The sequence below is a fragment of the Sulfitobacter sp. M85 genome, assembly GCF_029285915.1.
Lineage (GTDB): Bacteria > Pseudomonadota > Alphaproteobacteria > Rhodobacterales > Rhodobacteraceae > Sulfitobacter > Sulfitobacter faviae.
Genome location: NZ_JABECQ010000007.1, coordinates 120,145 through 143,886 on the forward strand (window position 1 = coordinate 120,145; position 23,742 = coordinate 143,886).

Consider the following 23,742-nt stretch of genomic DNA (forward strand, 5'->3'; position numbering starts at 1 on the left):
TTTTCGGCTCCTTGCGGCATTGGACCGCAGGGGCGGTCACACAGGTCGCCGTACCGTAATCTGCGTCACGTCGCAATTGCCACTGTCAAATGTCGCGGCACAGGAAGTGAGGTAAAAATTCCACATCCGGCGAAAGCGTTCGTCAAAGCCTAGCGCGGTGATCTGATCCCATTTCTCGTTAAAGGTCTCATGCCAACGGCGCAGGGTGATGTCATAGCTTTTGCCAAATTCGATCGACCGGTCGACGACCAGCCCTGCCCGCTCTACCTGCTCCCGCAGGATCGTGGGGCTGGGCAACATGCCGCCGGGGAAGATGTATTTTTGGATGAAATCCACTCCGCGTTTATAGACCTCCCAACGGCGGTCAGCGACGGTGATGATCTGCAAGGTCGCGGCGCGGCCCGGTTTCAGACGTTGGTGCAGCGTGTCGAAATAGACCGGCCAGTATTTCTCGCCCACCGCCTCGAACATCTCGATGCTGGCGATGCCATCATAGCTCTCGGTCTCGTCGCGGTAGTCTTGCAGTTTGAAGGTCACGCGGTCCGAGAGGCCCGCCTTGGCGATCCGCTCCTGCGCGTAGTTGAACTGCTCTTGGCTGATGGTCAGCGCGGTCACTTTCAGCCCGCGTTCGGCGGCGGCATATTCCGCAAAACCGCCCCAGCCGCAGCCGATTTCCAAGACATGATCGCCGGGCTGCACGCCCATCTGATCGACCATGGATTTGTATTTCGCCCGCTGCGCTGCCTCCAGCGATTGCTGGGCGTCGCCCTCGAAAATGGCCGAAGAATAGGTCATCGTATCGTCCAGCCATAGGCTATAGAACGCATTGCCCAGATCGTAGTGATAGCTGATGTTGCGCTTGGCCTGTTTGCGGTTGTTGCGCTGAAGCCAGAAGCGGAACTTCTCGAACTGACGCAGCAGCCCTTGGCCGGGGAAACCGTCATAGACCGTCTCATTCCCCGCATGAACCAAATCCATGAAGGCTTGCAGGTCCGGCGTCGACCACCACTCATCCAGATAGGCGTCGCAAAAGCCTAGGTCCCCCTCGCGGATCAACCGGGCAAAGAGATCATCGTTATGGATATGCAGTTCTGCCACCGGGCCGGGCTTGGCCCCTTCGGCGCGGAACACGCGGCCATCGGGCAGGACAAAGTCCACCCGCCCGTGCTGCATCTCCTGCGCCATGGCGAAGACCTGCGGGAAATAGCGCGGCAGACCTTTCTGCCCCTCGGTGGTCGTAAGCTTCATACCTCGGTTCCGTTCTTGTTCTGGCCTACTGTAACCGCAGACTGCTGTTTCGCAAAAAGTTAAAAGTCGCGGTTGCGATAGGCGTCGAGCGCCCGTTCCCGCCCCTCTGACAGATCGACGATCGGATCGGGGTAATCATCCTCTGGGCTTAGGCCCCAGCGGCGTGGGACCGCGTCGAAATAGGCCAGCGCCTCGTCATTCGGTTTCGCGCGGCCCTCGGCGATCCAACGGCGGGTGTAGTCGCGCCCCTTGTCGAACCGATCAAGCTGGGTCTCAGGGTTGAAAATGCGAAAGAACGGCGTCGCATCGGGGCCAGAGCCTGCGGCCCATTGCCAGCCCATCGCATTATTGGCCGGGTCCCAGTCGATCAGGTGTTCTTCGAACCACTTTTGCCCGATCCGCCAGTGGCACATCAAATGTTTCGTCAGATAGCTCGCCACGATCATGCGGCCCCGGTTGTGCATGCGCCCCGTGACCTGCAACTCGCGCATGGCCGCATCGACGAATGGCACCCCGGTGCGCCCCTGTTTCCACGCCAGCACCTCGGCGCGGCGCTCGTCCTCATTCCACGGGAAAGCCTGCCATTCCTCGCGCCAGTTTTGGTCAAGTATGCGCGGCGTGTGATACATCAGGTGATAGGCAAACTCGCGCCAGGCGAGTTCCTTGAGGAAGGTCTCAGCCCCGCGCTTGCCCTCCTGCATCGCCCGCTGGCCCGCGTGCCAGCACTGGGCCGGGCTGATCTCACCCAATGACAGGTTTTCTGACAAGGCCGAGGTGCCATCCTCGCCCGGCATGTCGCGGCTTTCGTCGTAGCCTTCGACGATATGGGCCATGAATGAGCCAAGCCGGGCCTGTGCCGCAGCCTCCCCCAGACGGATATAGGGGCGCACTACGTCGCGCCCGCGCTGCATCTCGGCGTCCATTTGCCAATCGTCGAGCGCGGCGCTCTCGGGCCAGTTTGGCGGGGCTGGGATGTCGCTCGGGGTGGCCAAGGGGGCCGCCACATCGCGGCCCCGGACCCCCTTCCAATAGGGGGTGAAGACTTTGTAAAAGCCGCCGGTCTTGGTCTCAACCGTCCAAGGCTCGAACATCAGATGCCCGGCAAAGCTACAGGCTTCGACCCCATCGTCCTTCAGCGCCTCTTTGACCCTGGCGTCGCGGTCGATCGCGGCGGGATCGTAAAGGCGGCTCCAATAGACTGCCCCCGCGCCGGTGGCTTCAATCACCTCGCGCAGCACCTCAAGCGCATCGCCACGGCGCAGGATCAGGCGGCTGCCCTTCTCGGCCAAAGTCTCCCCAAGGCAGCCCAAGGCCAGCCCGAGGCGGAATTTCGGCGCCGCGCCCAAAGCCTCTGATTGTGCGTCGCAGATGAACAGCGGGATGACCGGGCGGCCCGACTGGCAGGCCGCCGTCAGGGCAGGATGGTCGCTCAGCCGCAGATCGCGGCGGAACCACATGATAATCGGGGAATTGTCGCTCACGTTCGGGGTCTTGCTCCTACACTTGTCCCGAAACATAGCGCCCCTGCGCCGGGGTCAAGGATCAGAGCAGATCATCCAGCGCGTTCAGCAGTTTGTCCATTTCATCCTGCGTCGTGTAATGGGTGAAACTGAGGCGGAGCACGCCTTTGGCCTCATCTACCCCCATCGCGCCGAGCGCCCGGCCTGCGTAGAAGGTGCCACCCCCTGCCATGATGCCGCGCGCGGCCAATGCCTGCGCCATCTCGACCCCCGGTCGATCAAGCGCCAATGCGACCGTGGGCGCGCGAGTTGCCGCATCGGTGGGGCCGATGACCCGCACAGAGTTGCGCGCCGCCATGGCATCCAGCAGCGGTTGCAACAGAGCCGTCTCATGGGCGCGCATCGCGTCATGCACAGCAACACCGCGCGCCGTGGCCCCGGCAGTGCCGCCGATATGGTGGGCGTGGAAAGCGTCGATATAGTCCGCCATGCCCGCGCTGGCTGCGATCTGCGCGTGATCCGGCCCGGCGGGGGTGAAGCGCTTGTAAAGCACGTCTCCGTTGAAGTGATGCGCTTGGTTCGGCAGCAGCTCGGCCAGCGCCCGGCGGATGACCATGACACCCTGATGCGGCCCGAAGGTCTTGTAAGCGGAAAATAAGTAGATATCCGGCCCCAGCACCCCGACATCGGCAAAGCCATGTGGCGCATAAGAGACGCCATCGACGCAGACGAAAGCCCCGGCGGCATGGGCCAGCGCCGTGATCTCGGTCACCGGGTTGATCTCGCCCACCACATTTGAGCAATGCGGGAAGCAGACCAGCCGGACATTCTCGTCCAGTAGGTCTTCGAGCTTTGCCGGATCGAGATGCCCGGTCTCAGGGTCGATTTGCCATTCGCGGATCTCGATCCCCCGCTCGGCCAGCCTGCGCCACGGGCCGGTATTGGCCTCATGGTCCTGATTGGTCACGACGATCGCCTCACCGGGCTGCATCATCTGGCCAAAAGCCTGCGCCAGCACATAGGTGTTTTGCGTGGTCGAGGGGCCAAAGCTCAGCTCCTCCGGCGTCACGCCTAGGATCGCGGCCATGCGGGTGCGGGCCTCGTCCATCTCCTCCCCACCAAGCCGGCTGGCCTCATAGGCGCCGTAGGGCTGCACCTTTCGCTGAGTGTAGAAGCGATGCAGCCGGTCGATCACTTGGCGGCAGGTGTAAGACCCACCGGCGTTCTCAAAGAAAGCCTGCCCCTGAAGGCTCGGCTCGGCGAAAGCGGGAAATTGGGTGCGGACCCATTCGGAATCAATATGCATGGCGGGAAGGTCCACCGCGGCGCGGCCAAGGTCAAGCGCCCAAAGAAAACGGCGGCCCCGAGAGGCCGCCGTCATCCGTGTCTTAAAGGCTGTGCAGGTTAGCGGATTTTACGCTCGTCCTGCAGACCGCGGAAGATGCAGAAGCACATGAAGAGCAGCAGCAGCGTGAACAGCAAACCGGTGGAGATCACCATGGATTGCAGCGCTGCCAAGCCGCCACCGATCAACAGCGCGATGGCCACGGCACCCTCAAAGATGCACCAGAACACTCGCTGCGGCACCGGCGCATCGACCTTGCCGCCTGCGGTGATCGTGTCGATCACAAGCGACCCGGAGTCGGACGAGGTGACGAAGAACACCACCACCAGCACGATGCCGATGAAGGAGGTGATCGAAGCCAGCGGCAGTGCATCGAGCATTTTGAACAGCTGCAACGGCAGACCCGCATCTTGGGCCGCGGTGTAGCCGTCATTCAGCACCTGATGGATCGCGGTGCCGCCAAAGATCGACATCCACAGCACACAGACAAGCGATGGGATCAACAGCACGCAAACGATGAATTCGCGCACGGTACGGCCCCGGCTGACGCGGGCGATGAACATGCCGACGAAGGGTGACCAGCTGATCCACCAAGCCCAGTAGAACGCCGTCCAGCCTTGGGAGAAGTTCACGTCTTCACGGCCAAACGGGTTTGCGAGTGCGGGCAGATATTCGATGTAAGCAACCAGCGAGTCCCAGAAGAAGGACAGCAGGAACACGGTCGGCCCGACGATCAAGGTGAACAGTGCCAGCAGTGCTGCCAGACCCATGTTAACCTCACTGAGGACTTTCACACCGCCATCAAGACCGCGCAGCACCGAAACCAGCGCCACGGCGGTGATCAGCGAAATCAGAACGATCTCAGATGTGGTGCCAACGGGAATCCCGAACAGCTCGTTCAGACCGGCGTTAGCTTGCGTGGCACCCAGACCCAGCGACGTGGCCAGACCAAAGAGCGTGGCAAAGACCGCGATGGTGTCGATGATATGCCCGGGCCAGCCCCAAACACGTTCGCCCAGAACCGGGTAAAAGGCCGAGCGGATCGTCAGCGGCAGACCTTTGTTATAGGTGAACAACGCCAGCGCCAGGGCGACGATGGCATAGATCGCCCAAGGGTGCAGACCCCAGTGATAGATCGTCGCCGCCATGCCAAGGCGCAGCGAACCGGCCTCGTCACCCGACGCACCCGCGAGCGGGGCCCAGTCGGTGCGCAGCCCGTTCTCGGTCGTGATCTCCCCCATGGAAGTCGAGAAGTGGGTCAGCGGCTCGGAGACGCCATAAAACATCAGACCGATGCCCATGCCCGCCGCGAAAAGCATCGCGAACCAGCCAAGATAGGTATAATCCGCAACCGCTTCGTTGCCGCCAAGGCGAACATTGCCAAAGGGCGTCACGATCAGCAAAAGTGCGAAGATCACCACCAAATCGGCAGAGCCGATCAGGAACCAATCAAAGTTCTTAGTGGTAAAGTTGAACATGGCCGAAAAGATCGCGCCTGCCTGTTCCGGCAGCGCGATGGTGTAAAAGACGAAGATCACCACGGCGATCCCCGAAATCAGAAAGACCGGGTTGTGAATGTCGAGCCCGAACGGCCCGATCTGCCGTTCGATATTATCCTGACCGATCTCATAATCGGTATCGATCACATCCGCCTTGCCCTCAGGCTCGGGGATGCCGTGCGAATTGGTATCGCTCATAATCTGTTCCCTCTTTGATGACAGATTACCGCGCAAAACACGGCCTTCTGTTTTTCTCATCCGTGCACAACAGGATAGAGGCCTGCGACCATTGGGCAAGCCATTGCGGCCAAGCCCCCTTGGAAACTTGGCTAAAACGACCGTTTCGGTATCTGCTGCGACGTAAGTTTGGGGGGACTACCCTGTCCCGAGCGCGGCTGCAATCGCATCGGCCTGTTCGCGAATCCGGTCCATGTCGCCTTGGACACCGGGCGGGCGCAGCTTATCGCCCTCATGCCGCGGCAGGATGTGGTAGTGGAGGTGAAAGACCTCTTGCCCGCCCGCAGCCTCGTTAAACTGCTGCACCGTGATGCCATCGGCGCCAAAGGCGCGCAGGCAGGCATTGGCGACTTTCTGAACCGTCGCCAGACAATCCGCCAATTGTGCGGGGCTGGCGTCGAGCATGTTGCGGCAGGGCGACTTGGGGATCACCAGACAATGCCCTTCGGCGCGGGGCATGATGTCCATAAAGCAATAGGTCTTGTCGTCCTCATAGACCTTAAAGCTGGGGATCTCTTTGCGCAGAATCTTGGCAAAGATATTGTCGTCGTCGTAGCTGGCCATCATGCTCTCCTTCTGGCGGTCGGGGCGGCGCGGACCATTAACCACACCGCCCCGCGCCGAGGCAATATCAAGCGTTTACGTCGACGACCACCCGGCCCTTGACCTGCCCTTTCAGGATGTCCGCCCCCAATTGCGGCAGGTCGCTGAGACCCGCGGGTTGAACCATAGCCTCCAGCTTGTCCATCGGCAGGTCTTTGGCCACCCGCTCCCAGGCGCGCAGACGGTTGTCATAGGGCTGCATGACGCTGTCGATGCCCAAGAGGTTCACGCCGCGCAGCAGGAAGGGGATCACCGTGGCAGGCAGGGCCGCACCGCCCGCAAGGCCCACGGCCGCCACGCTCGCCCCATATTCCATCTGACCCAGCACGCGGGCCAGCATCGCGCCGCCCACGGCATCGACACATCCGCCCCATGTCTCGCCCTCAAGGGGGCGTTTGACCGTCTCGTTGATCTCATCCCGCGCGACGATCCGGGCCGCGCCGAGGCTCTTGAGGTAATCTTCGGTCTCGGGCCGCCCGGTGACCGCCGCCACTTCATAGCCGAGGTTGGCAAGGATCGCGGTCGCGACCGAGCCGACGCCCCCCGCAGCACCCGTGACCAGAACCGGGCCTTTCTTGATGCCGTGATCCTCCAGCGCCATGACGGCCAGCATCGCGGTGAAACCTGCCGTGCCCACGGCCATCGCTTGACGCGTGTCCAACCCTTCGGGCAGCGGCACCAGCCAATCGGCCTTGACCCGCGCCTTTTGCGCATAGCCGCCCCAATGCGCCTCGCCGACGCGCCAACCGGTCAACACCACCTTGTCGCCGGGCTTGTAACGGTCGTCATTCGAGGTCTCGACCGTGCCGGCGAAATCGATGCCCGGCACATGCGGATAGTTGCGGACCAAGCCACCACCCGGCCCGATGCATAGGCCGTCTTTGTAGTTCACGGTGGAATATTCGACCGCGACCGTCACCTCGGCCTCGGGCAGTTGGTCTTCGGTGATCTGGGTGACCTCGGCCTGGGTCTTGCCTTCGTCATCCTTGTTTACAATCAGCGCATTAAAGCTCATCTTTCATCTCCTTTTCAGGTTTCAATCTAACGGACCTCAGGCCCAGTAACTTTCCCTCACGGTCACGTCACGCTCGCCGTCGGGGGTGTGCGCCCGCAAGCGCGTGCCCGGGTCCCAATGGGTCATCCGCACCATTCCGATGGCGACATTCACGCCAAAGTCAGGGGACCAAACCGCCGAGGTCACCTGCCCCACGCGTTTGTCGCCCGCCATCAAGGGCCAGACACGATCACAAAGCGGCACCGGATCGCCAGCGATCTCTAGGGGACGTATCTGTTGCACCGGGCCCTCTTTCGCCACCCGCAGCAGCGCATCTCTGCCGATACAGCCCATCGCCGCCTGCGTGTCGCAGAGCTTGCCAAGACCGCATTCGTGGGGCGTGTTGTCGTCGGTCATGTCATTGCCATAGCTCAACAATCCGCCCTCGATCCGCTCAATCAGGTTCGGACAGCCCGCCCGCACATCCAGATCGCGTCCCGCCTTGAAAAGCGCCTCCCAAAATGGCATCGCGATGTCGCCCCTTCGGTATAAATCTCAAAGCCGCCCTGTTTGGAGTAGCCGGAGCGCGCGACATTCATGGCGCGGCCTTGAAACTGGAACTCTCCGAAGCGGAAGAACTTCACCTCCCGCACCGCCGCGCCAAAGACGCGTTCCATTAGATCTTCGGCCTTCGGCCCCTGCACCGCCAGCAGGTTCACATCCGGCTCATCGACCAAGACATCAAGATGATAACCGTTGCATATCCCCTTGGCCCACAACAACAAATCGCTATCGGCGATGGAAATCCACCAACGATCCTCGGCCAGTTTTACCGCCACCGGATCGTTAAGCATCCCACCCGTCTCATCCACGATCGGCACATAGACACAGCGGCCCGGCGCCACATCGCGCAGATCGCGGGGTGTCAGCATTTGCATCAGTCGGGAAGCATCGGGCCCGCGCAGTTCAACCTGTCTTTCGCATGCCACGTCCCAGACTTGCACGGCTTTCTTCAAGTGGTGATAATCCGCCTCGGTGCTTTCAAATACGGTCGGCAGCAGCATCCGGTTGTAGACCGTATAGGCTTTCACACCCGCCGCCTCGACCCCGGCAGAGAATGGCGTGCGCCTGATCCGGCGCGAGAGAGAGAGTTCGGCCATCAGCCCTCCTCCGGCATGAAAATGAAATCGGTCACCGGCGCGTCACATCCTGCGCTGGTGAGCATGGCGTGCACTTGGCCGCGGTGATGGGTTTGGTGGTTGAATAAGTGCACCACACATCCCGCCATTGGCTTGGAAACATCGCGTTGCAAGATGCCGGAATGCCACGTTAAATCGCGGTCTAGCATCGACTGGTCCAGCCCCGCCGCCCACTGAGAAATGGCAAGGTCGCATTGAACTCGCGCCAAAACCCATGCGTCACCGGAGGGGCAAAGCTCGGTGTCTTTGCCTTCCGGCTTTGCCGCGGCAGGGTCGAACCGCGACAGCCAGAGTTGATCGCACCACAGAAGATGGTTCAGCGTGCCGAGGATGGAGCCGAAGAACGCCCCGCGATCCTGTGTTAACGTTGCCTCATCCAAAGCCTGAACGACGCTCGACAACTGACTGTTCTGCCATGCATTATAGCGCGCCATTTCCTTGGCATAGGTGGGAGTGATCACCGCGCCCCCTGCCAATCGATCGCGCAGACCTCAGCCGATTTACCACCGAAATCCCAGACCCGGCCATAGTCGCGGACCTTGGATTTTACGCCACGCGCAGCCACGATATTCGGGCCCATCCAGTATTTCGAATTAGTGATCGTCACAGGCTCTCCCGGTTCGGCCCCGGCCAGCATCTCGATCTCGCCGTTGATTTTTCGACCAATATTGATGACCCGGCGGTTGCCGTCGCGAATGATTTCGACCGGGGCGCGTTCGGCGCCGACGATCTCGCTTACCAACATGGTGAACAGCCCCGTGGTGCCGCCCGCAGCGCCCGAGAAGATTTGCAGCAACCCGTCATAGGCCGCCTCGCTCGCGCGGTCGTCGACATAGGCGGCGACCTTCCAATTTCCCTCGCCCATGCGGCCCGGAATGTCGACCAACAGCCCGACGTTCAGGCCGGCCAAATCCTCCCCCTCGAAATGGCCTTCGTCGATCACGATGCCCATCCATGCATGGCAGTGGCCTTCGGTCGGCAGATGCGCGCCAAGGCTGACCACGCAGGGGCAGAAGACATCGCAAGAGCAGTTTAGGAAAAGCTCGCCCTTGATCGCCCAATCGGCGGGTGTCATCTCTCTGTTTGGCATATCATCCTCCTGTGATCATGGGCCAACCCGCCACGACACCTGCGCCGAGGATCAGGGCGAAACCCATTGGTTTTGTTACGTAATGCCCGATCTGGGGCAGTTTTTCGATGACCATGAAAAGCGTGGCCAGCCCCATCCAAGCAAGGTTCATGACCCCGCCGGCAAAGCCCAGAAGCATAAAGCCCCAGCAGCAGCCCGCGCAAAAGGCGCCGAGGCCCAGCCCCATGCGAAAGCCGCCCGCGGCGCCGGGGCGCCAGTGGCCCATGAAATACATCATCGGAGAGTGGCAGACGCCGTGGCAAATCTCCTTGGCGCGGGTAAATTGGAAGAGGCCCACAGCCAAGAGCAGCGCCGCCGCCGTCCAACGCGATTTGGCGATGCCGAGCATATCGATGACGCCGCCGTGCAGCAGCAACAGTTGCAAACCCGCGATCCCCGCCGCGAAGACGAGCCAGACCGCGAGGTAGCCCGCAAGCACCGCCAGCCAGCCCGCGCGCGTGCCATTGGCCGAAGTCATAAGGTCTTCATAGGCGCGTAGCGTCGGCACCATGGTCGGGACCATCATCGCCGCCATCATCGCGCCCCACATCACGAACAGCGGAAAGAAACGCGCCATGGGCATATACATATCCATGCCCGGATCCATCTGCCGCATGCGTTCGCCCATGGCACCGGGGCGGCCGAGCAGATCGAGGTCCATCTGCATCGCCATGCTGTACATCATCCACCAGGCGGCGAGAATTAGGGCGAAAAACCCCAGCCATAGTGTTGATCGTACCATCCCGGTCATCGCCGCCCTCCCCTGCGTGCTCTTGTAGATTTAATGTCAGACAATTAAAGTCCTCGCAAACACTAATTGTAAGACATATGAAAATTGACCCAAGCAACCCCGCCGATCTATCGGCTCAGATCGCCACAGCCATTCGCGACGCCATCATCGGCGGGCATCTGATCGTCGACCAGCGCCTGCCCTCCGAGGCGGAGCTTGCCGAGCAGTTCGAGGTTTCCCGCCCCACGGTGCGCGAGGCGCTCAAGCGGCTGGCCGCGCAATCGCTGATCCGCACGCAGCGCGGGGCCACGGGGGGTGCTTTCGTCAACCGGCTGAGCTTTCCGGATGCCTATGCGCAGCAGATCACCACCTCGACCCTGCTGCTGTCGATGAATGTGGTGAGTTTTGAGACCGCTTGCGAGGCACGCTTCGCCTTGGAACGCGCCTGCGCCCCACTATCGGCAGAGCGGCGGACGGCGGACCACCTTGCCACCATGCGCGCGGAGATTCATCGGCAGGCGCAGCCGGGACTGACAGATGAGGCCTTTTGCGCCTCCGACGTGGCATTTCACCGGGCGCTGGTCGATGGTGCGGGCAATCCGGTGCTAAGTTATCAACTTGCGGGCGCGGTCGAGGCGATGCAGCCCCTGATGAATATGATCACCTTCACCGCGCGGGATCGCGCGCGGATCGTAGCTCTGCATCAAGAGATCGCGGATGCGGCAGAGGCCCATGACGGCAAGGCGGTGACGGCAGGGCTGACCGCGCTTGAGGCCGAGACGCAACAGCTTGCCCAAAGCGTTTTCGCCGCGCGTGCGGCGCGGAATGCCGAAGCTGCGGGGCGACGCTAGGTTGGGCCATATAAACAACGCGATACGCGCTTATCTTGACGTGAAAAATTCGCCGCATCGCACCCCTTGCAATTCACCCATGGCAGCCCTACTTTAATCCTGTCCTTCGGGACTATGGACATAAACGCGCTCGTAATAAGCGGTTCGGACCCGGGGGCGGTACCCGGCGGCTCCACCAAACATCCTTCATTTGGGGATCATGGGGCCGAAATAGGATCGACGAACGTCTAAAGGGGTTGCTTTGTCTCGGTGAGATACCACCGTTATCGGTTCAAACTGTACAATTGCAAATGACAATCGTGCTCCAGTTGCGATGGCCGCGTAAGCGGTTTCAGCGACTGAAATCTTAAGTCCTTAGGCCTTGCAGCTTAAGGCGGGGTTCGCAGGTACCTGGCAACAGAAACCTGCACTTTTCCCTTCCGTTTCATACCCGTTAGACGGCGCTTTTGCCTTAACTTGACCGCGCTTTCCTCTGGCCCTATCCGTGACGCAGCGAAGCCGTGGTGGCTTTGATGACGCAGGATGGCCCCGATGACCCCGCCCAGTTGGCCCGATATGTTTCGCGTGTTTGGCCGGATTGGGTTGATGTCCTTCGGCGGCCCCGCAGCCCAAATCGCCGTGATGCACCGCGAGCTGGTCGAGCATCGCCCGTGGTTGAGCGAGCAGACCTACCTGCGGGCCCTTTCGCTCTGTATGCTGTTGCCCGGACCGGAGGCGATGCAGCTGGCGACCTATGCAGGCTGGCGCCTGCGCGGCGTTGCGGGCGGGCTGTTGGGGGGGCTGCTTTTCGTCGTGCCGGGGGCGGTCTTCATCGCGGCACTTGCGCTGCTTTATGCGTGGTATGGGCAGATGCCCTTGGTCCAAACGGCCTTTCTGGGCATCAAGGCCGCTGTCATTATCGTGGTATTCCAAGCGCTTATGAAGGTTTCTTCAAAGGCGCTTCACGGGCGGCTCGGCTGGGCGCTGGCCTTTGGGTCTTTCATCGCGCTCTTCGTGCTGGGCCTGCCGTTTCCGCTCATCATTCTGGTTGCCGGGGCCATTGGGATGCTGAGCCGAGGCCCGACGCCTGAGACCGAAGCCGCCGACCTGCCGCCGGCGCATAGCCTGCGCACTCTGCTCATTTGGGGTGGTCTCTGGGCCGCGCCGCTTCTGTTCCTTGCCTTCATCGGCGACGACTTTCTGCTGCAACTGGGGCTGTTCTTTTCCAAACTGGCCGTGGTGACCTTCGGCGGGGCCTATGCGGTGCTGGCCTATATGACCCAGACCGTGGTGCAGGATTTCGGCTGGATCGAGACCGATCAGATGATCGACGCGCTCGGCTTGGCCGAGACGACGCCCGGCCCACTGATCCTTGTGACGCAATTCGTCGGGATGTTGGCGGGCTTTGCGCAAAGCGGCCCCGCGGGGGCGATGGCTGCCGGGCTGCTGGCGCTTTGGGTCACTTTCACGCCCTGTTTTCTGTGGATTTTCCTTGCTGGCCCGTATCTTGAGGCACTCTCTGAACAGCCGCGCATCGCAGGCGCGCTGCGGGCGATCACGTCGGCTGTGGTGGGGGTCATCGCCAATCTCTCGGTTTGGTTCGCGCTGCATGTGCTGTTTGATCGGGTGGGCGCTGACGGCCCGCTTGCCCTGCCCCTGCCCGTTTGGGACAGTTTCAACCCCATGGCCGTCGCGCTCACACTCTTGGCTGCCGTGCTGATGCTGGCGCTCAAGCGTAATTTTGTCATCACGATGGTCCTGCTCGCGGCGCTGGCGCTGATCCTTCACGCGATTTAGCGCGGCACCCCCTTTCACTCGCCCCTGAATGGGGTATGCTTACCCCTGCCCAACGCCCGGACCGGAGAGAAGAATGAGCCGCAGCATTGATTACGGCAACCTGATGCACGAAGCCATGCGGGGCCTGATCCGCAGGGTCTTGCAAGACGTATCGGACAAGGGACTGCCGGGGAATCACCATTTCTTCATCACCTTCGACACCTCGCATCCGGATGCGGAATTGGCCGATTGGCTGTCGGACCGCTATCCCGATGAGATGACCGTGGTGATGCAGCACTGGTACGACGGCCTTGATGTGGGTGAAGACGGTTTCGCCATCACGCTGAACTTCGGCGATGCGCCAGAGCCGCTTTATATTCCTTACGACGCGATCCGCACCTTCGTGGACCCTTCGGTTGAGTTTGGCCTGCGGTTCGAACAGCAAGAGACCGAAGAGGAAGACGTGGCTGAGGATGAGGCCACGCTCGACCAGACGGATGAGGCAGAGTTGGAAGTCGCGGAAGAGCCGGTCAAAGATGCCGAGATCGTCTCGCTCGATTCCTTTCGGAAGTAGCGGCGGAATGGCCGTTAGCGCCATCCCCGCATTGCGCAGCGCGTAAGGCGCAGGTACACCGCTGGACAACGATAAGTCACAGCAGGAGCCGCAAAATGGCCGATACCCGCACCGAAACCGACAGCTTTGGTCCGCTCGAAGTCCCCGCCGATAAATACTGGGGCGCGCAGACGCAGCGTTCGATCATGAACTTCCCGATTGGCTGGGAAAAGCAGCCCATCGCCATCGTGCGCGCGCTCGGCGTGATCAAAAAAGCCTGCGCGCAGGCGAATGTGGCGCAGGGCTCGCTGGACGAGGAACGCGGTCGCGCGATCATTCAGGCCGCTGGCGAAGTGTTCGAGGGTAAGTTCGACGACAACTTCCCGCTGGTGGTCTGGCAGACCGGTTCCGGCACCCAGTCGAACATGAACGCCAATGAGGTTATCGCCAACCGCGCAATTGAACTCATGGGCGGCACCATTGGCTCGAAAGATCCGGTGCACCCCAACGATCACTGCAACATGGGCCAGTCCTCGAACGACACGTTCCCCACCGCCATGCATATCGCCACCGCGATGACGGCGCGTGACGTGCTCCTGCCGGGGCTGGAGAAGCTGCACGGCGCGTTGCAGAAGAAGGTCGAGGAATTCGACGGCATCATCAAAATCGGCCGCACCCATACGCAGGACGCGACACCGCTGACGCTGTCTCAGGAATTCTCGGGCTACACCCATCAGGTCGCCATGGGCATTGCCCGCGTGCGCGATGCGCTTGGCCGTATCTATGAGCTGGCACAGGGTGGCACCGCCGTGGGCACCGGGCTGAACACCAAGAAGGGCTGGGCCGAGACCGTGGCGCATAACATGGCCGAGATCACCGGCCTGCCCTTCGTCACCGCGCCCAACAAATTCGAAGCACTTGCCGCCCATGACGCGATGGTCGAGATTTCCGGCGCGCTGAAGACCGTGTCGGCGTCGCTGTTCAAAATTGCCAATGACATCCGCCTTTTGGGCTCCGGCCCGCGCTGCGGTCTGGGCGAATTGATCCTGCCCGAGAATGAGCCCGGCTCTTCGATCATGCCGGGCAAGGTGAACCCGACGCAATGCGAGGCGCTGACGCAGGTCTGCGCCCATGTCATGGGCAATGATGCCGCCGTGGGCTTCGCCGGGTCGCAGGGGCATTTCGAGCTTAACGTCTACAAGCCGATGATGGCCTATAACGTGTTGCAATCCATGCAGCTTTTGGGCGATGCGGCCTCGGCCTTTACCGACAATCTGGTGGATGGCCTGAAGGCTGACGCGGACCGGATCGAGAAGCTGATGCGCGAGTCGCTGATGCTGGTCACCGCGCTGGCCCCCGAGATCGGTTATGACAACGCCACCAAGGTCGCCAAGACCGCGCATAAGAACGGCACCACGTTGAAGGAAGAGGCGATTGCCTTGGGCTTCGTCGATGCCGAGACCTTCGAGCGTGTGGTGCGCCCTGAGAATATGATCGGCCCGAAATGAGCCAGCCCATCAACCTGAACAAGGCGAGAAAGGCACGCGATCTTGCGGCCCGCCGCGCTCAGGCGGATGAGAATGCGCTGCGCTTTGGCCGCAGCAAAGCTGAGAAGGAGGCGGCGCGCAAAAGCGCCGCCCAAGCCAAGGCCACGCTCGACGCGCATAAGCGCGAGACATGAGCGCAAGGCCCCGCAAACATTCGGTGACCCTAAGGGGCCACCGGACATCGATCTCCCTCGAAGACGAATTCTGGGATGAGTTCCGCGCCATCGCCGCCGCACGGGGCATGCCGATCAACGCGTTGGTGGCCGAGATTGACGCCGCCCGTGGGCTGGACATCGGGCTGGCCGGGGCGATCCGCTTGTTTGTGCTGCGGTCGTTAAAGGAACGTTTACCAAAAGCGGATTAGCGTCTGGCCATGACTTTGGCCTCTCCCCTTTCGCCACAGGCGTGGCTCCACAGCCTCTTTGCCTCGCGCGCCGCGATCAGCGGTCAGGTGATCCGGCGCAAAGCGCGGGATATCGAGAAATTCGTCGGACGCCGGGCATTCGAAGCGGAATTGAAGCGCCGTGGGTATCAAGCGGTGGAAAACGCCGGACAGGTCATCATATTTTGCAATCGTGAACCCATCCGGCGGATCGTGTAGCCGTTTTCTTTAAAAGAAAACGGCCCCGGAATTTTCAAAAAATTCCGTTTAACAGATCGACGCTTGGTAGATTTTCTCGATGTTCTGCCCGAGCGCCGTGTTGAACTCCGCGTCCGTCATCTTGACATTCAGCCCTTCCGTCAAAGCGCGGGAGAAGCTGGCGATCATGGTCCGGTTCTTGCCCAGCCGTTCGCAGGCTTCCGCCGTGGAATAGCCACCCGACAGCGCCACGACGCGCAGAACATTGGCATGTTCGGCCAGATCATCATAGAGACCGGCCTTCTCGGGGATCGTCAGCTTCAGCATCACCATCTCACCTTCGGGCAGCGCCTTCAGGTGTTTCGCGATCTCACCGTGCAAAATTTCTTCGGCCTCGGCCTTGCTCTCGGAATTGATGTTCACCTCGGGCTCGATGATCGGCACGAGACCGGCAGCGCAGACCTGTTTGGCCAGTTCGAACTGTTGCGCCACCACGGCGGCAATGCCGTTTTCGTTGGCCTCATGAATGACAGAGCGTTCCTTGGTGCCGAAGATACCATGCTTCACGGCGCGGGCCAACAGGTCGTCAATCTCCATGATCGGCTTCATCATCTGCACGCCGTTGCTGGTTTCCTCCAAACCCTTATCAATCTTCAGGAAAGGCACCACGCCGCGGTCTTCCCAGAGCAGTTGTGCAACCGGTTTGCCATTGATCGTGTCATCCATCGTGCGCTCGAAAAGGATCGCGCCGATAACTTTTTCAGAGGTGAAATCATCGGCCAGAATGATCCGCGCCCGCATGTCGTGAACGGCTTTGAACATCTCTTCGTCGCCGTTGTAGTCCGACGGTTCCACGCCATAGAGGCTCAGCGCCTTGGGGGTGGAGCCACCCGATTGATCAAGCGCCGCGATGAAGCCCTTGCCGCTGTCCATTTGCTCAAGTTGCGCCTTGTCGTAGCCCATGTCACCCAGGTCCTATTTTGATTCCGTTCGCTGCGTTTCTAATTGAAACGCAAAGCCGATGATAGCAGCTAGCGTCTTGATAGCGCTAACCAAATGCCCTTATCTGAACGGACGGTCAAATGTGCGACAGGCACTGGCACGCGGTCCGGTTGGGCCGTCACGCGGAAGTCGCGCAGGATGCGCGACAGGATCAGCGGCCCTTCGACCATGGCAAAGCCCGCCCCGGTGCAGACCCGCGGCCCGGCGGAGAATGGGATGAAAGCGTCGCGCTGGCACTGTTTGCCATTCTTGGTCTGCCAGCGGGACGGGTCAAAGCCGTCGGGGTTGTCCCAGAGCCGTTCGTGGCGGTGCAGATGCCACGGGCTGAGCACCAGTTGCGCGCCCTGTTTCACCTGTCGGTCACGGAAGTGTTCGGGGCAGCTGTTCTCGCGCACCATCATCGGCACCGGCGGGTAAAGGCGCAGCGTCTCGCGAAAAACATCGCGGCTGAGCTTGAGTTTCGACATCACCGCGAAATCGCAGGTCTCAAGCGCCTGCGCCTCTTCCGCCAACCGCTCTTGCCACGCGGGATGGGTGGCCATCAAATACAGCGCCCATGCAAGGGCCGAGGCGCTGGTCTCATGCCCCGCAAGAAAGAAGATCGCGACCTGGTCGACCATTTCTTCGGTGTCGAAGCGCTCTCCGGTTTCGGGATCGGCTTGGGTCATAATCTTGGTGGCAAGATCATCGGGCGCGGTGCCCGCCTCGATCTGCGCGATGCGCGCGCGGGTCAGATCGGTGATCAGCGCCCTGATCCGCGCCGCGCTGGCCCGCGTGTCGCGGCGAAACAGGCGCGGCACCCAGCGCGGCAGCGGCAAAAGCGCCCCGAGGTTCAGGATTGGCTGGCTACGCTGGTAATTGCGAAACTCGTCAAAAACCGCGCGGGCGACCTCATGTTCAATCGGCAGCGAAAACAGCGTGCGAAAGATCACATCGGCGGCGGCGTGGCTTGTCTCAGCCTCGATCTCGACCACCCGGCCCGCCTTGGGCTCCAGCCGTGCCGCAGCCGCCTCTGCCGCGTCCCACATGGCGGGAAAGGTCTCACGCAGGCGCCCGCCCTCGAAGGCCGGGTCGATGATGCGGCGCTGGCGTTTCCATGTCTCGCCATTGGTCAGAAAGACAGAGTTGCCCAAGAGGGGCCGCAGCCCCTCGCCGATACGGTCGGACTTGGGGAAATCCTCGGGCCGGTCCTTCAACACGGTTTTCACCAGTTCGGGCTGGTTCATCAGGTAGCTGCGAAAAAACGGCGTTTTGAACTCAGCCATCCACGCCCGATAGAGCCGCGCGGGCTGGGCCGAGAGGATGTCGGCGCGAAACAGTTTGGCATAGCGCCAGAGCGACACGCGGTCGGGGCGCGCGGGGGGTTTGGGCGGATGGCTCATGCAGCGACAGAGGTGTATTTGCTGACCGCGTGGTCGATCCGCGATTTCGATGCGGGCCGCCCGTCATAGCGCGCGGCGAGTGTCTGCGGCCCGGCGGTGATCTGGAAATAATCATAGTCACGTGGACGGTCGAAGGCACAAAGATACTGGAAATGCAGCCGGAAGAAGCGCCAGCGCAGCGCCTTCCAACGCGCGGGGCTAAGCGTTTGCGTGAAGGCGGCGGAGAAGACCAGCGGCCAGCGTTTCCCTTCGGGCGCGACACCAGACACCGACACCGGATCGCAAAGCGCAAAGGCGCAGCCATCGCCCGGGGCGGTGACATCGACCCAGGCCAATTCATCTCGCGCCGAGAGATAGCGCAGATCGCCGCGCAACCGCTCGGCCCGGGGCAGGAAAGACACCATTGGCACCACCTGCCCCAGCGTGAGGAAACCCAGAGCAGGCCCGCCCTCGGTCACCCTGCCCGACCGGATCAGATCGGCCAGTACCGAAACCCCCAGATGCGCGCCCGAGGAATGGCCGACGACCAAGACCTCGTCGATATCATCGGTCAGCGCGGTGGCGATGGCATCGGCAAAGGTCGCCATCCGGGCCTCAAGCTGCGGCGGATTCGCGCCCTTGGTGGCGGCGGAATAGGCGTAATCATGCATGAGGTAATAGGCGAAAAACTTGCCGTCCTTCTTTTTGAACCAGCGCAGCAGGGCAATGCCCAACCCCATGCCCAGTGCCGCGAAGGCGAGCCGCGCGGCCCAATGATCGCTGAGCATGCCGAGAAGGCCATAGGTCAACAGGCCAAGCGCCACCGCCAACAGCGCCTGCGCGATTAACATGCCAACGGGGTAGAGTGCGGCGATCACCGGCCCCTTGCGCAGCCGCATGAGCCGCCAGAGCGCGCCCGACCCGATGTAGACCCAAGCCGTGCGCAGCAATTGCCAATAGGTCGCGGGGATCGAACTGCTCATGCTTTCGCGCACGATGTCGGACCAGACCAGAACCTCGACCTGCGCGCTCACCCGCTGCCCGTCGATCTCAGCATCCACCTGCCAGCCGTAATTGCCGCGGCCCGCCTTCGGATTCAGCCCGATCTCATAGCCCGAGATCGCCGCCTGCGCGGCGCTTTCCTTGCGGTACAGCTCGCGGTAGCGGCGCGGGTGAATCGGATCGTAGCCGGGGATGTAGAACACCCGGCGCGTTTTCACCGTCTTTCCCTGCGCTTTGCTTACCATGCCCGCCCTCTTCTTCGGCATAGTCTAGCCGTAATTCGGGGCGAGAATAAGGCTTAACCCACAGTTGCGAGGATCGGGAAGGTTTCTAGCAGCCAGAAGGAGAAGGCGGTGAATGCACCGGTCAGCAAGGCCAGCCCGACGAGCACAAGAAGCCCCCCCATGATCCGCTCAATCAGCTTCATATGCGGTTTGATGCGGTTCATCAGCGTCATTGCGCGGGTGATAAACATCGCGGCCAGCAGGAACGGGATCCCCAGCCCTGCCGCATAGACGCCCAGCAAAAGCGTACCGCGAGAGACGGAAGCCTCGCTCGCCGCGAGCGACAGGATCGCGCCAAGCTGCGGGCCGATACAGGGCGTCCAACCAAAGGCGAAGGCCAGCCCTAGAACATAGGCGCCAAAGCTGGAACCGCCCTTATCGCCCGCGTCCAACCGCGCCTCTTGGTCCAGAAAGGGAATGCGGAAGAGGCCGATGAAATGCAGGCCAAAGACAATGATCACCACGCCGGAGATCTTGGCGAAAAGCGCCTGATTCTGGAGAAAGAACATCCCAAAGGCCGAGGCGGTGAAGCCCAAGAGCACGAAGACGGTGCTTAGCCCCAGGACGAAGAACAGCGCCGCCACCACCGCCCGCCGTCGCGCGCTGGATTGGCTCGACATGTCATTGATCGACACGCCCCCCATATAGGCCAGATAGGGCGGCACGATGGGCAGCACGCAGGGCGACAGGAAACTGAAAATCCCGGCGACAAGGGCGATGGTCATGGCCGGCAGGATCCCGGCGTCGAGGAGGCTTATTTCAAACATGACCGACTCCTAGACCGACATGGCCCCGGCGTCACCTGTCATATTGTCACAAGATCGTGGACCTCGGGACCGGCTTGGCTTAACTGATCTTATGAAGATCGAAAAACTGGATGCCACGGGGCTTCTCTGCCCCCTGCCCGTGCTGAAAGCACGCAAACGACTGGCCGCGCTGGCGCCGGGCGATCAGCTGCACATGCTGGCGGATGACCCCGCCGCCGTGATCGACGTACCACATTTCTGTACCGAGGCAGGCCATCAGCTGACCGAAACCCGGACCGAAGGCGCGGCAGAGCTTTACATCATCACTAAGGGCGGCTGAACGGGCGCGGTCGCGCCGTCTTTCTTACCCTATCGCTAAACTGAAAACGGCGGGCCCGAGAGCCCGCCGTTTCCTTTATCTAGAGCGCTTTAGCTGCCCAGCGACCACCAGCCGCGCCGTTTGGGTTTGGGCTTCTCGGCGGGCTGCTCTTCGACCTTTTCGGCCACTGGCTCAGGAGCGGTTTCGGCAGCGGGTGCCTCGGCCTCGACCGGCTGCGGCGCGGGGTCGGGCTGCGGCTCAGGCTGAGGCGCTTCCGCGACGGGCGTCGCCGTCTCCGGTGACGGGGCCGCGATGGGCGCTTCACTCGGCAGGGCTTCGGCCATTGCATCGGGCGTGGCTTCGGCGACCGGCTCGACCGGCTTGGCCTTGGCCCGGCTGCGGCGCTTGGGCTTCGGCGCGGGTGCGGCCTCTTCCTCACTTGCCACGGCGTCTGCGCTCACGGTCTCTTCCGCCGCGTCGGCTGCGGGTTTCTTGGTCCGACGGCTACGCTTGGCCTTGGGCTTGGGGGGCTCCTCCCCTTCGGCCTCGGCGCTGACCTTCGGCGCTTCGCCTTCTGCGGCGGCAAGGGCTTCGGGCGCGGGTTCCGCTTCGGGAGCGATTTCGGCCTTAGGCTTGCGCGAGCGGCTGCGGGATTTCGGCTTGGGCTTCTCCTCGGCGGCGGGCGCGGCTTCCGCTTCGGCCTGCGGGGCTTCTGCCTCTACCGGCGCGGTTTTCTCGCCCTCGTCCGATTTCGCCTCGTCCTGCTGCTGAGCACCGTTTTGATCCTCTGCACCGTTCTGCTGATCGCCATTGCCATTGCGGCCACGGCCACCCCGGCTGCGGCGACGGCGGCGGCGGCGCTTGGATTTGCCCTCACCCTCTTCACCGTTGCCATTGCCGTTCCCGTTCTCGGAGGGGCTGGCGTCCTGTGCGGCGGGGGCCTCTTCGGCCTCGGCGGCGCTCTCATCCTCGTCGATTTGATCCATGAGGGAAGTATCGACCGAGACGACGTGATCCGAGACGGGCGGCACGGTGCGCGTGGCCGTCTTGAACTTCTCGATGTGGAAGTCGGGGCTGACCAGCGACGGATCGCCTTCGATCCGCACGGACATGCCGTAGCGCATTTCAATATGGGCGATATGCTCGCGCTTTTGGTTCATCAGGAAGTTGGCGATGCCCACGGGCGCGCGCACCAGTACTTCGCGGGAGCGGCGGCGGGTGCCTTCTTCTTCGATCTGGCGGATGATCGACAGGGCGAGGTTATCGTCCGAGCGCACGAGGCCGGTGCCGTGGCAGGCGTGGCAAGGCTGGGTCGTCGCCTCGATCATGCCGGGGCGCAGGCGCTGGCGCGACATTTCCATCAGGCCGAAGCCCGAGATGCGGCCCACCTGAATGCGCGCGCGGTCGGTCTTGAGCCGGTCCTTCATGCGCTTTTCGACGGCGGCGTTGTTCTTGCGCTCGTCCATGTCGATGAAGTCGATCACGATGAGCCCGGCAAGGTCACGCAGACGCAGCTGGCGTGCGACCTCGTCGGCGGCTTCAAGGTTGGTCTTGAGCGCGGTCTGTTCGATCGAGCCTTCTTTGGTGGCCCGGCCCGAGTTCACGTCGATCGCCACCAGTGCTTCGGTCACGCCGATCACGATATAGCCGCCCGAGGGCAGTTGCACCGTGGGGTTGAACATGCCCGAGAGGTAGCTTTCCACCTGATAGCGGGCGAAGAGCGGCAGGCTCTCGTTGTAGAGCTTCACGTTCTTGGCGTGGGACGGCATGATCATTTTCATGAAGTCCTTGGCGATGCGGTAGCCGCGCTCGCCCTCGACGTGAATCTCGTCGATCTCGCGATTGTAGAGGTCGCGGATCGAGCGTTTGATCAGATCGCCTTCCTCGTAGATTTTGGCAGGCGCGATGGACTTCAGCGTCAACTCGCGGATCTGTTCCCAGAGACGCTGGAGGTATTCGTAATCGCGCTTGATCTCGGCCTTGGTGCGTTTCGCCCCGGCGGTGCGCACGATGAGGCCGGCACCTTTCGGCACCTCAATCTCGGTCGCGATTTCCTTGAGCTTCTTGCGGTCGGCAGCATTGGTGATCTTGCGGCTGATGCCGCCACCGCGGGCGGTGTTGGGCATTAGCACGCAGTAACGACCGGCGAGGCTGAGATAGGTGGTCAGCGCCGCACCCTTGTTGCCGCGCTCTTCCTTGACGACCTGCACCAGCAGGATCTGGCGGACCTTGATGACTTCTTGAATCTTGTAGCGGCGCGGGCGCGGTTTGCGCACGGGGCGGATGTCTTCGCTGTCGTCCTCATCGGCGACGGATTCGATGGAATCGTCCTTCGCCGTGGCATCGCTGCCTTTGTCCTCGCCATCGGCGTCTTCATCGTCGGCCTGCGCGTCACCCTTGGCGTCGGCATCCTCGGCCTTTGCCGCGTAATCCGCCTTGGCCGGGGCCGCGTCCTCGGCCTTGGCGATATCACCCTCCGCCGCATCATTCTCGGGCTCTTCAACCGGCGTCTCCGCGACCCGCTCCATGGGCGAACTGCCCTCTTCGCTGTCGAGATCGACGGTTTCCATGCCCGCGATCTGATCGCTGTTTTCCTCGGCGACCTCGGCGGTGGCTACGGCATCATCGCTGTTGGTCTCGGCCGCTTGGCTTTTCGACCGGCTACGCGACCGCGAGCGGGTCCGCTTGGGTTTTTCTTCTTCGTCATCCTTGGCGGCCTGCGCTTCGGCATAGGCGCGCTCTTCTTCCAGCAGCGCCTGACGGTCGGCCACGGGAATCTGGTAATAATCGGGGTGGATTTCCGAGAAAGCGAGGAAACCGTGACGGTTGCCGCCATAGTCGACAAAGGCCGCCTGAAGCGACGGTTCGACCCGTGTAACCTTGGCTAGATAGATATTGCCAGCAAGCTGGCGTTTGTTTTCCGATTCAAAATCGAATTCTTCGACCTTGTTTCCGTCCACGACCACGACCCGAGTTTCCTCGGCGTGGGTGGCATCGATAAGCATTTTCTTAGACATAGATCCATTATGCACAGCACCCGCGCACAAAATGCCCCTGGCGGGGCTTCGGGCTGGGAGGTGTGACTTGTCAGGGCGATGGAGGACGCGGCAACAGCAGGGCCACGAATGGCCCCCAACTGTCTGCTCTGAGCATCTGCGCGCGTCATCGCGGTTCTTCTCCGATGCGAGGGCTCTGCGGCCTCTCCCATCCATTAATTAGCTGTGCTTCGGTCGGGCTAACCCTCGCGAATATCAGCGGTTCTTCGGCCGTTTCCGGCCCAATCGGTCTGCTGGCCCCC

The 23,742-nt window shown here is 61.9% G+C and carries 22 protein-coding genes, 1 other RNA gene and 1 pseudogene; 9 read left to right on the plus strand and 15 right to left on the minus strand.

The genetic code is table 11. The features are described 5' to 3' along the window. Positions 1 to 36: 36 nt before the first annotated feature. The 10 genes and pseudogenes from HKX24_RS14245 to HKX24_RS14290 form a co-directional block, all read right to left on the minus strand. The gene (locus HKX24_RS14245; protein ID WP_271687253.1) at positions 37 to 1,248 is read right to left on the minus strand and encodes a cyclopropane-fatty-acyl-phospholipid synthase family protein; all 1,212 of its coding nucleotides are present in this window, start codon (positions 1,246 to 1,248) and stop codon (positions 37 to 39) included. 59 nt (positions 1,249 to 1,307) lie between these two features. Next, positions 1,308 to 2,729: a deoxyribodipyrimidine photo-lyase gene (locus HKX24_RS14250; RefSeq protein WP_271691328.1), complete on the minus strand. Its 1,422-nt coding sequence runs from the start codon at positions 2,727 to 2,729 to the stop codon at positions 1,308 to 1,310. A gap of 61 nt (positions 2,730 to 2,790) precedes the next feature. Then, a complete protein-coding gene (locus HKX24_RS14255; protein WP_271693824.1) occupies positions 2,791 to 4,014 on the minus strand; it encodes an aminotransferase class V-fold PLP-dependent enzyme in 1,224 nt (407 codons plus the stop codon). Between the two features lie 98 nt (positions 4,015 to 4,112). Further along, a complete protein-coding gene (locus HKX24_RS14260) occupies positions 4,113 to 5,750 on the minus strand; it encodes a BCCT family transporter (RefSeq protein WP_271691329.1) in 1,638 nt (545 codons plus the stop codon). A gap of 177 nt (positions 5,751 to 5,927) precedes the next feature. After that, positions 5,928 to 6,353, minus strand: a complete 426-nt coding sequence (locus tag HKX24_RS14265; RefSeq protein ID WP_067266693.1) for an HIT family protein — start codon at positions 6,351 to 6,353, stop codon at positions 5,928 to 5,930. A 67-nt stretch (positions 6,354 to 6,420) separates the two neighbouring features. Continuing rightward, a complete protein-coding gene (acuI, locus tag HKX24_RS14270; RefSeq protein ID WP_271687249.1) occupies positions 6,421 to 7,407 on the minus strand; it encodes an acryloyl-CoA reductase in 987 nt (328 codons plus the stop codon). 36 nt (positions 7,408 to 7,443) lie between these two features. After that, positions 7,444 to 8,546: pseudogene (locus HKX24_RS14275) on the minus strand (dimethylsulfoniopropionate demethylase). Then, a complete protein-coding gene (locus tag HKX24_RS14280; RefSeq protein WP_271691330.1) occupies positions 8,546 to 9,046 on the minus strand; it encodes a DinB family protein in 501 nt (166 codons plus the stop codon). The pseudogene HKX24_RS14275 and the gene HKX24_RS14280 overlap by 1 nt, the downstream one beginning before the upstream one ends. Beyond that, positions 9,043 to 9,675, minus strand: a complete 633-nt coding sequence (locus HKX24_RS14285; protein ID WP_271691331.1) for a DUF1326 domain-containing protein — start codon at positions 9,673 to 9,675, stop codon at positions 9,043 to 9,045. The genes HKX24_RS14280 and HKX24_RS14285 overlap by 4 nt, the downstream gene beginning before the upstream one ends. A gap of 1 nt (position 9,676) precedes the next feature. After that, complete coding sequence (locus HKX24_RS14290; protein WP_271691332.1) at positions 9,677 to 10,465, minus strand: DUF2182 domain-containing protein; 789 nt, start codon at positions 10,463 to 10,465, stop codon at positions 9,677 to 9,679. 77 nt (positions 10,466 to 10,542) lie between these two features. On the opposite strand from HKX24_RS14290, the gene HKX24_RS14295 reads away from it, so the two are divergent. The 8 genes from HKX24_RS14295 to HKX24_RS14330 all read left to right on the plus strand — a co-directional run bounded on the left by HKX24_RS14295 (position 10,543) and on the right by HKX24_RS14330 (position 15,751). Further along, positions 10,543 to 11,295, plus strand: coding sequence for an FCD domain-containing protein (locus tag HKX24_RS14295; RefSeq protein ID WP_276154069.1), 753 nt, complete (start codon positions 10,543 to 10,545; stop codon positions 11,293 to 11,295). Positions 11,296 to 11,357: 62 nt separating this feature from the next. Beyond that, positions 11,358 to 11,706, plus strand: a transfer-messenger RNA (tmRNA) gene (ssrA, locus tag HKX24_RS14300). A gap of 120 nt (positions 11,707 to 11,826) precedes the next feature. After that, on the plus strand, positions 11,827 to 13,071 hold the full coding sequence (gene chrA / locus HKX24_RS14305) for a chromate efflux transporter (protein ID WP_271691333.1): 1,245 nt from the start codon (positions 11,827 to 11,829) through the stop codon (positions 13,069 to 13,071). A gap of 73 nt (positions 13,072 to 13,144) precedes the next feature. Then, positions 13,145 to 13,624: a ClpXP protease specificity-enhancing factor SspB gene (locus HKX24_RS14310; RefSeq protein ID WP_067266680.1), complete on the plus strand. Its 480-nt coding sequence runs from the start codon at positions 13,145 to 13,147 to the stop codon at positions 13,622 to 13,624. A gap of 95 nt (positions 13,625 to 13,719) precedes the next feature. After that, entirely contained in the window at positions 13,720 to 15,111 is a 1,392-nt protein-coding gene (gene fumC / locus HKX24_RS14315; RefSeq protein WP_271691334.1) for a class II fumarate hydratase, read from the plus strand. Further along, positions 15,108 to 15,284, plus strand: coding sequence for a DUF4169 family protein (locus tag HKX24_RS14320; protein ID WP_067266677.1), 177 nt, complete (start codon positions 15,108 to 15,110; stop codon positions 15,282 to 15,284). Before fumC ends, HKX24_RS14320 begins: the two co-directional genes overlap by 4 nt. Beyond that, on the plus strand, positions 15,281 to 15,514 hold the full coding sequence (locus tag HKX24_RS14325; RefSeq protein ID WP_271691335.1) for a ribbon-helix-helix domain-containing protein: 234 nt from the start codon (positions 15,281 to 15,283) through the stop codon (positions 15,512 to 15,514). Before HKX24_RS14320 ends, HKX24_RS14325 begins: the two co-directional genes overlap by 4 nt. A 9-nt stretch (positions 15,515 to 15,523) precedes the next feature. Continuing rightward, positions 15,524 to 15,751: an N-(5'-phosphoribosyl)anthranilate isomerase gene (locus HKX24_RS14330; RefSeq protein WP_247744561.1), complete on the plus strand. Its 228-nt coding sequence runs from the start codon at positions 15,524 to 15,526 to the stop codon at positions 15,749 to 15,751. A gap of 48 nt (positions 15,752 to 15,799) precedes the next feature. On the opposite strand, the gene HKX24_RS14335 is transcribed toward HKX24_RS14330, so the two are convergent. The 4 genes from HKX24_RS14335 to HKX24_RS14350 form a co-directional block, all read right to left on the minus strand. Further along, positions 15,800 to 16,693 (minus strand): fructose bisphosphate aldolase, encoded by an 894-nt coding sequence (locus HKX24_RS14335; RefSeq protein ID WP_271691336.1) that lies wholly within the window; start codon positions 16,691 to 16,693, stop codon positions 15,800 to 15,802. Between the two features lie 68 nt (positions 16,694 to 16,761). Next, complete coding sequence (locus HKX24_RS14340; RefSeq protein ID WP_271691337.1) at positions 16,762 to 18,114, minus strand: cytochrome P450; 1,353 nt, start codon at positions 18,112 to 18,114, stop codon at positions 16,762 to 16,764. Then, entirely contained in the window at positions 18,111 to 19,340 is a 1,230-nt protein-coding gene (locus tag HKX24_RS14345; RefSeq protein WP_271691338.1) for a hypothetical protein, read from the minus strand. Before HKX24_RS14345 ends, HKX24_RS14340 begins: the two co-directional genes overlap by 4 nt. Before the next feature lie 53 nt (positions 19,341 to 19,393). Then, positions 19,394 to 20,146, minus strand: a complete 753-nt coding sequence (locus tag HKX24_RS14350; RefSeq protein ID WP_271687236.1) for a cytochrome c biogenesis protein CcdA — start codon at positions 20,144 to 20,146, stop codon at positions 19,394 to 19,396. Between the two features lie 91 nt (positions 20,147 to 20,237). Between HKX24_RS14350 and HKX24_RS14355 the strand changes: the two genes are divergently transcribed. Next, positions 20,238 to 20,465, plus strand: a complete 228-nt coding sequence (locus tag HKX24_RS14355) for a sulfurtransferase TusA family protein (protein WP_271691339.1) — start codon at positions 20,238 to 20,240, stop codon at positions 20,463 to 20,465. A gap of 89 nt (positions 20,466 to 20,554) precedes the next feature. Here the strand turns inward: HKX24_RS14355 and HKX24_RS14360 are convergent, their stop codons facing one another. Further along, entirely contained in the window at positions 20,555 to 23,461 is a 2,907-nt protein-coding gene (locus HKX24_RS14360; protein WP_276154070.1) for a ribonuclease E/G, read from the minus strand. Positions 23,462 to 23,742: the final 281 nt, after the last annotated feature.

Coding starts and splice junctions, on each gene's coding strand:
- HKX24_RS14245 (WP_271687253.1), bottom strand. CDS start 1,248: ATGAAGCTTACGACCACCGAGGGGCAGAAAGGTCTGCCGCGCTATTTC.
- HKX24_RS14255 (WP_271693824.1), bottom strand. CDS start 4,014: ATGCATATTGATTCCGAATGGGTCCGCACCCAATTTCCCGCTTTCGCC.
- HKX24_RS14260 (WP_271691329.1), bottom strand. CDS start 5,750: ATGAGCGATACCAATTCGCACGGCATCCCCGAGCCTGAGGGCAAGGCG.
- HKX24_RS14265 (WP_067266693.1), bottom strand. CDS start 6,353: ATGGCCAGCTACGACGACGACAATATCTTTGCCAAGATTCTGCGCAAA.
- acuI (WP_271687249.1), bottom strand. CDS start 7,407: ATGAGCTTTAATGCGCTGATTGTAAACAAGGATGACGAAGGCAAGACC.
- HKX24_RS14285 (WP_271691331.1), bottom strand. CDS start 9,675: ATGCCAAACAGAGAGATGACACCCGCCGATTGGGCGATCAAGGGCGAG.
- HKX24_RS14290 (WP_271691332.1), bottom strand. CDS start 10,465: ATGACCGGGATGGTACGATCAACACTATGGCTGGGGTTTTTCGCCCTA.
- HKX24_RS14295 (WP_276154069.1), top strand. CDS start 10,543: ATGAAAATTGACCCAAGCAACCCCGCCGATCTATCGGCTCAGATCGCC.
- chrA (WP_271691333.1), top strand. CDS start 11,827: ATGACCCCGCCCAGTTGGCCCGATATGTTTCGCGTGTTTGGCCGGATT.
- HKX24_RS14310 (WP_067266680.1), top strand. CDS start 13,145: ATGAGCCGCAGCATTGATTACGGCAACCTGATGCACGAAGCCATGCGG.
- fumC (WP_271691334.1), top strand. CDS start 13,720: ATGGCCGATACCCGCACCGAAACCGACAGCTTTGGTCCGCTCGAAGTC.
- HKX24_RS14320 (WP_067266677.1), top strand. CDS start 15,108: ATGAGCCAGCCCATCAACCTGAACAAGGCGAGAAAGGCACGCGATCTT.
- HKX24_RS14325 (WP_271691335.1), top strand. CDS start 15,281: ATGAGCGCAAGGCCCCGCAAACATTCGGTGACCCTAAGGGGCCACCGG.
- HKX24_RS14330 (WP_247744561.1), top strand. CDS start 15,524: ATGACTTTGGCCTCTCCCCTTTCGCCACAGGCGTGGCTCCACAGCCTC.
- HKX24_RS14335 (WP_271691336.1), bottom strand. CDS start 16,693: ATGGGCTACGACAAGGCGCAACTTGAGCAAATGGACAGCGGCAAGGGC.
- HKX24_RS14340 (WP_271691337.1), bottom strand. CDS start 18,114: ATGAGCCATCCGCCCAAACCCCCCGCGCGCCCCGACCGCGTGTCGCTC.
- HKX24_RS14345 (WP_271691338.1), bottom strand. CDS start 19,340: ATGGTAAGCAAAGCGCAGGGAAAGACGGTGAAAACGCGCCGGGTGTTC.
- HKX24_RS14350 (WP_271687236.1), bottom strand. CDS start 20,146: ATGTTTGAAATAAGCCTCCTCGACGCCGGGATCCTGCCGGCCATGACC.
- HKX24_RS14355 (WP_271691339.1), top strand. CDS start 20,238: ATGAAGATCGAAAAACTGGATGCCACGGGGCTTCTCTGCCCCCTGCCC.
- HKX24_RS14360 (WP_276154070.1), bottom strand. CDS start 23,461: ATGTCTAAGAAAATGCTTATCGATGCCACCCACGCCGAGGAAACTCGG.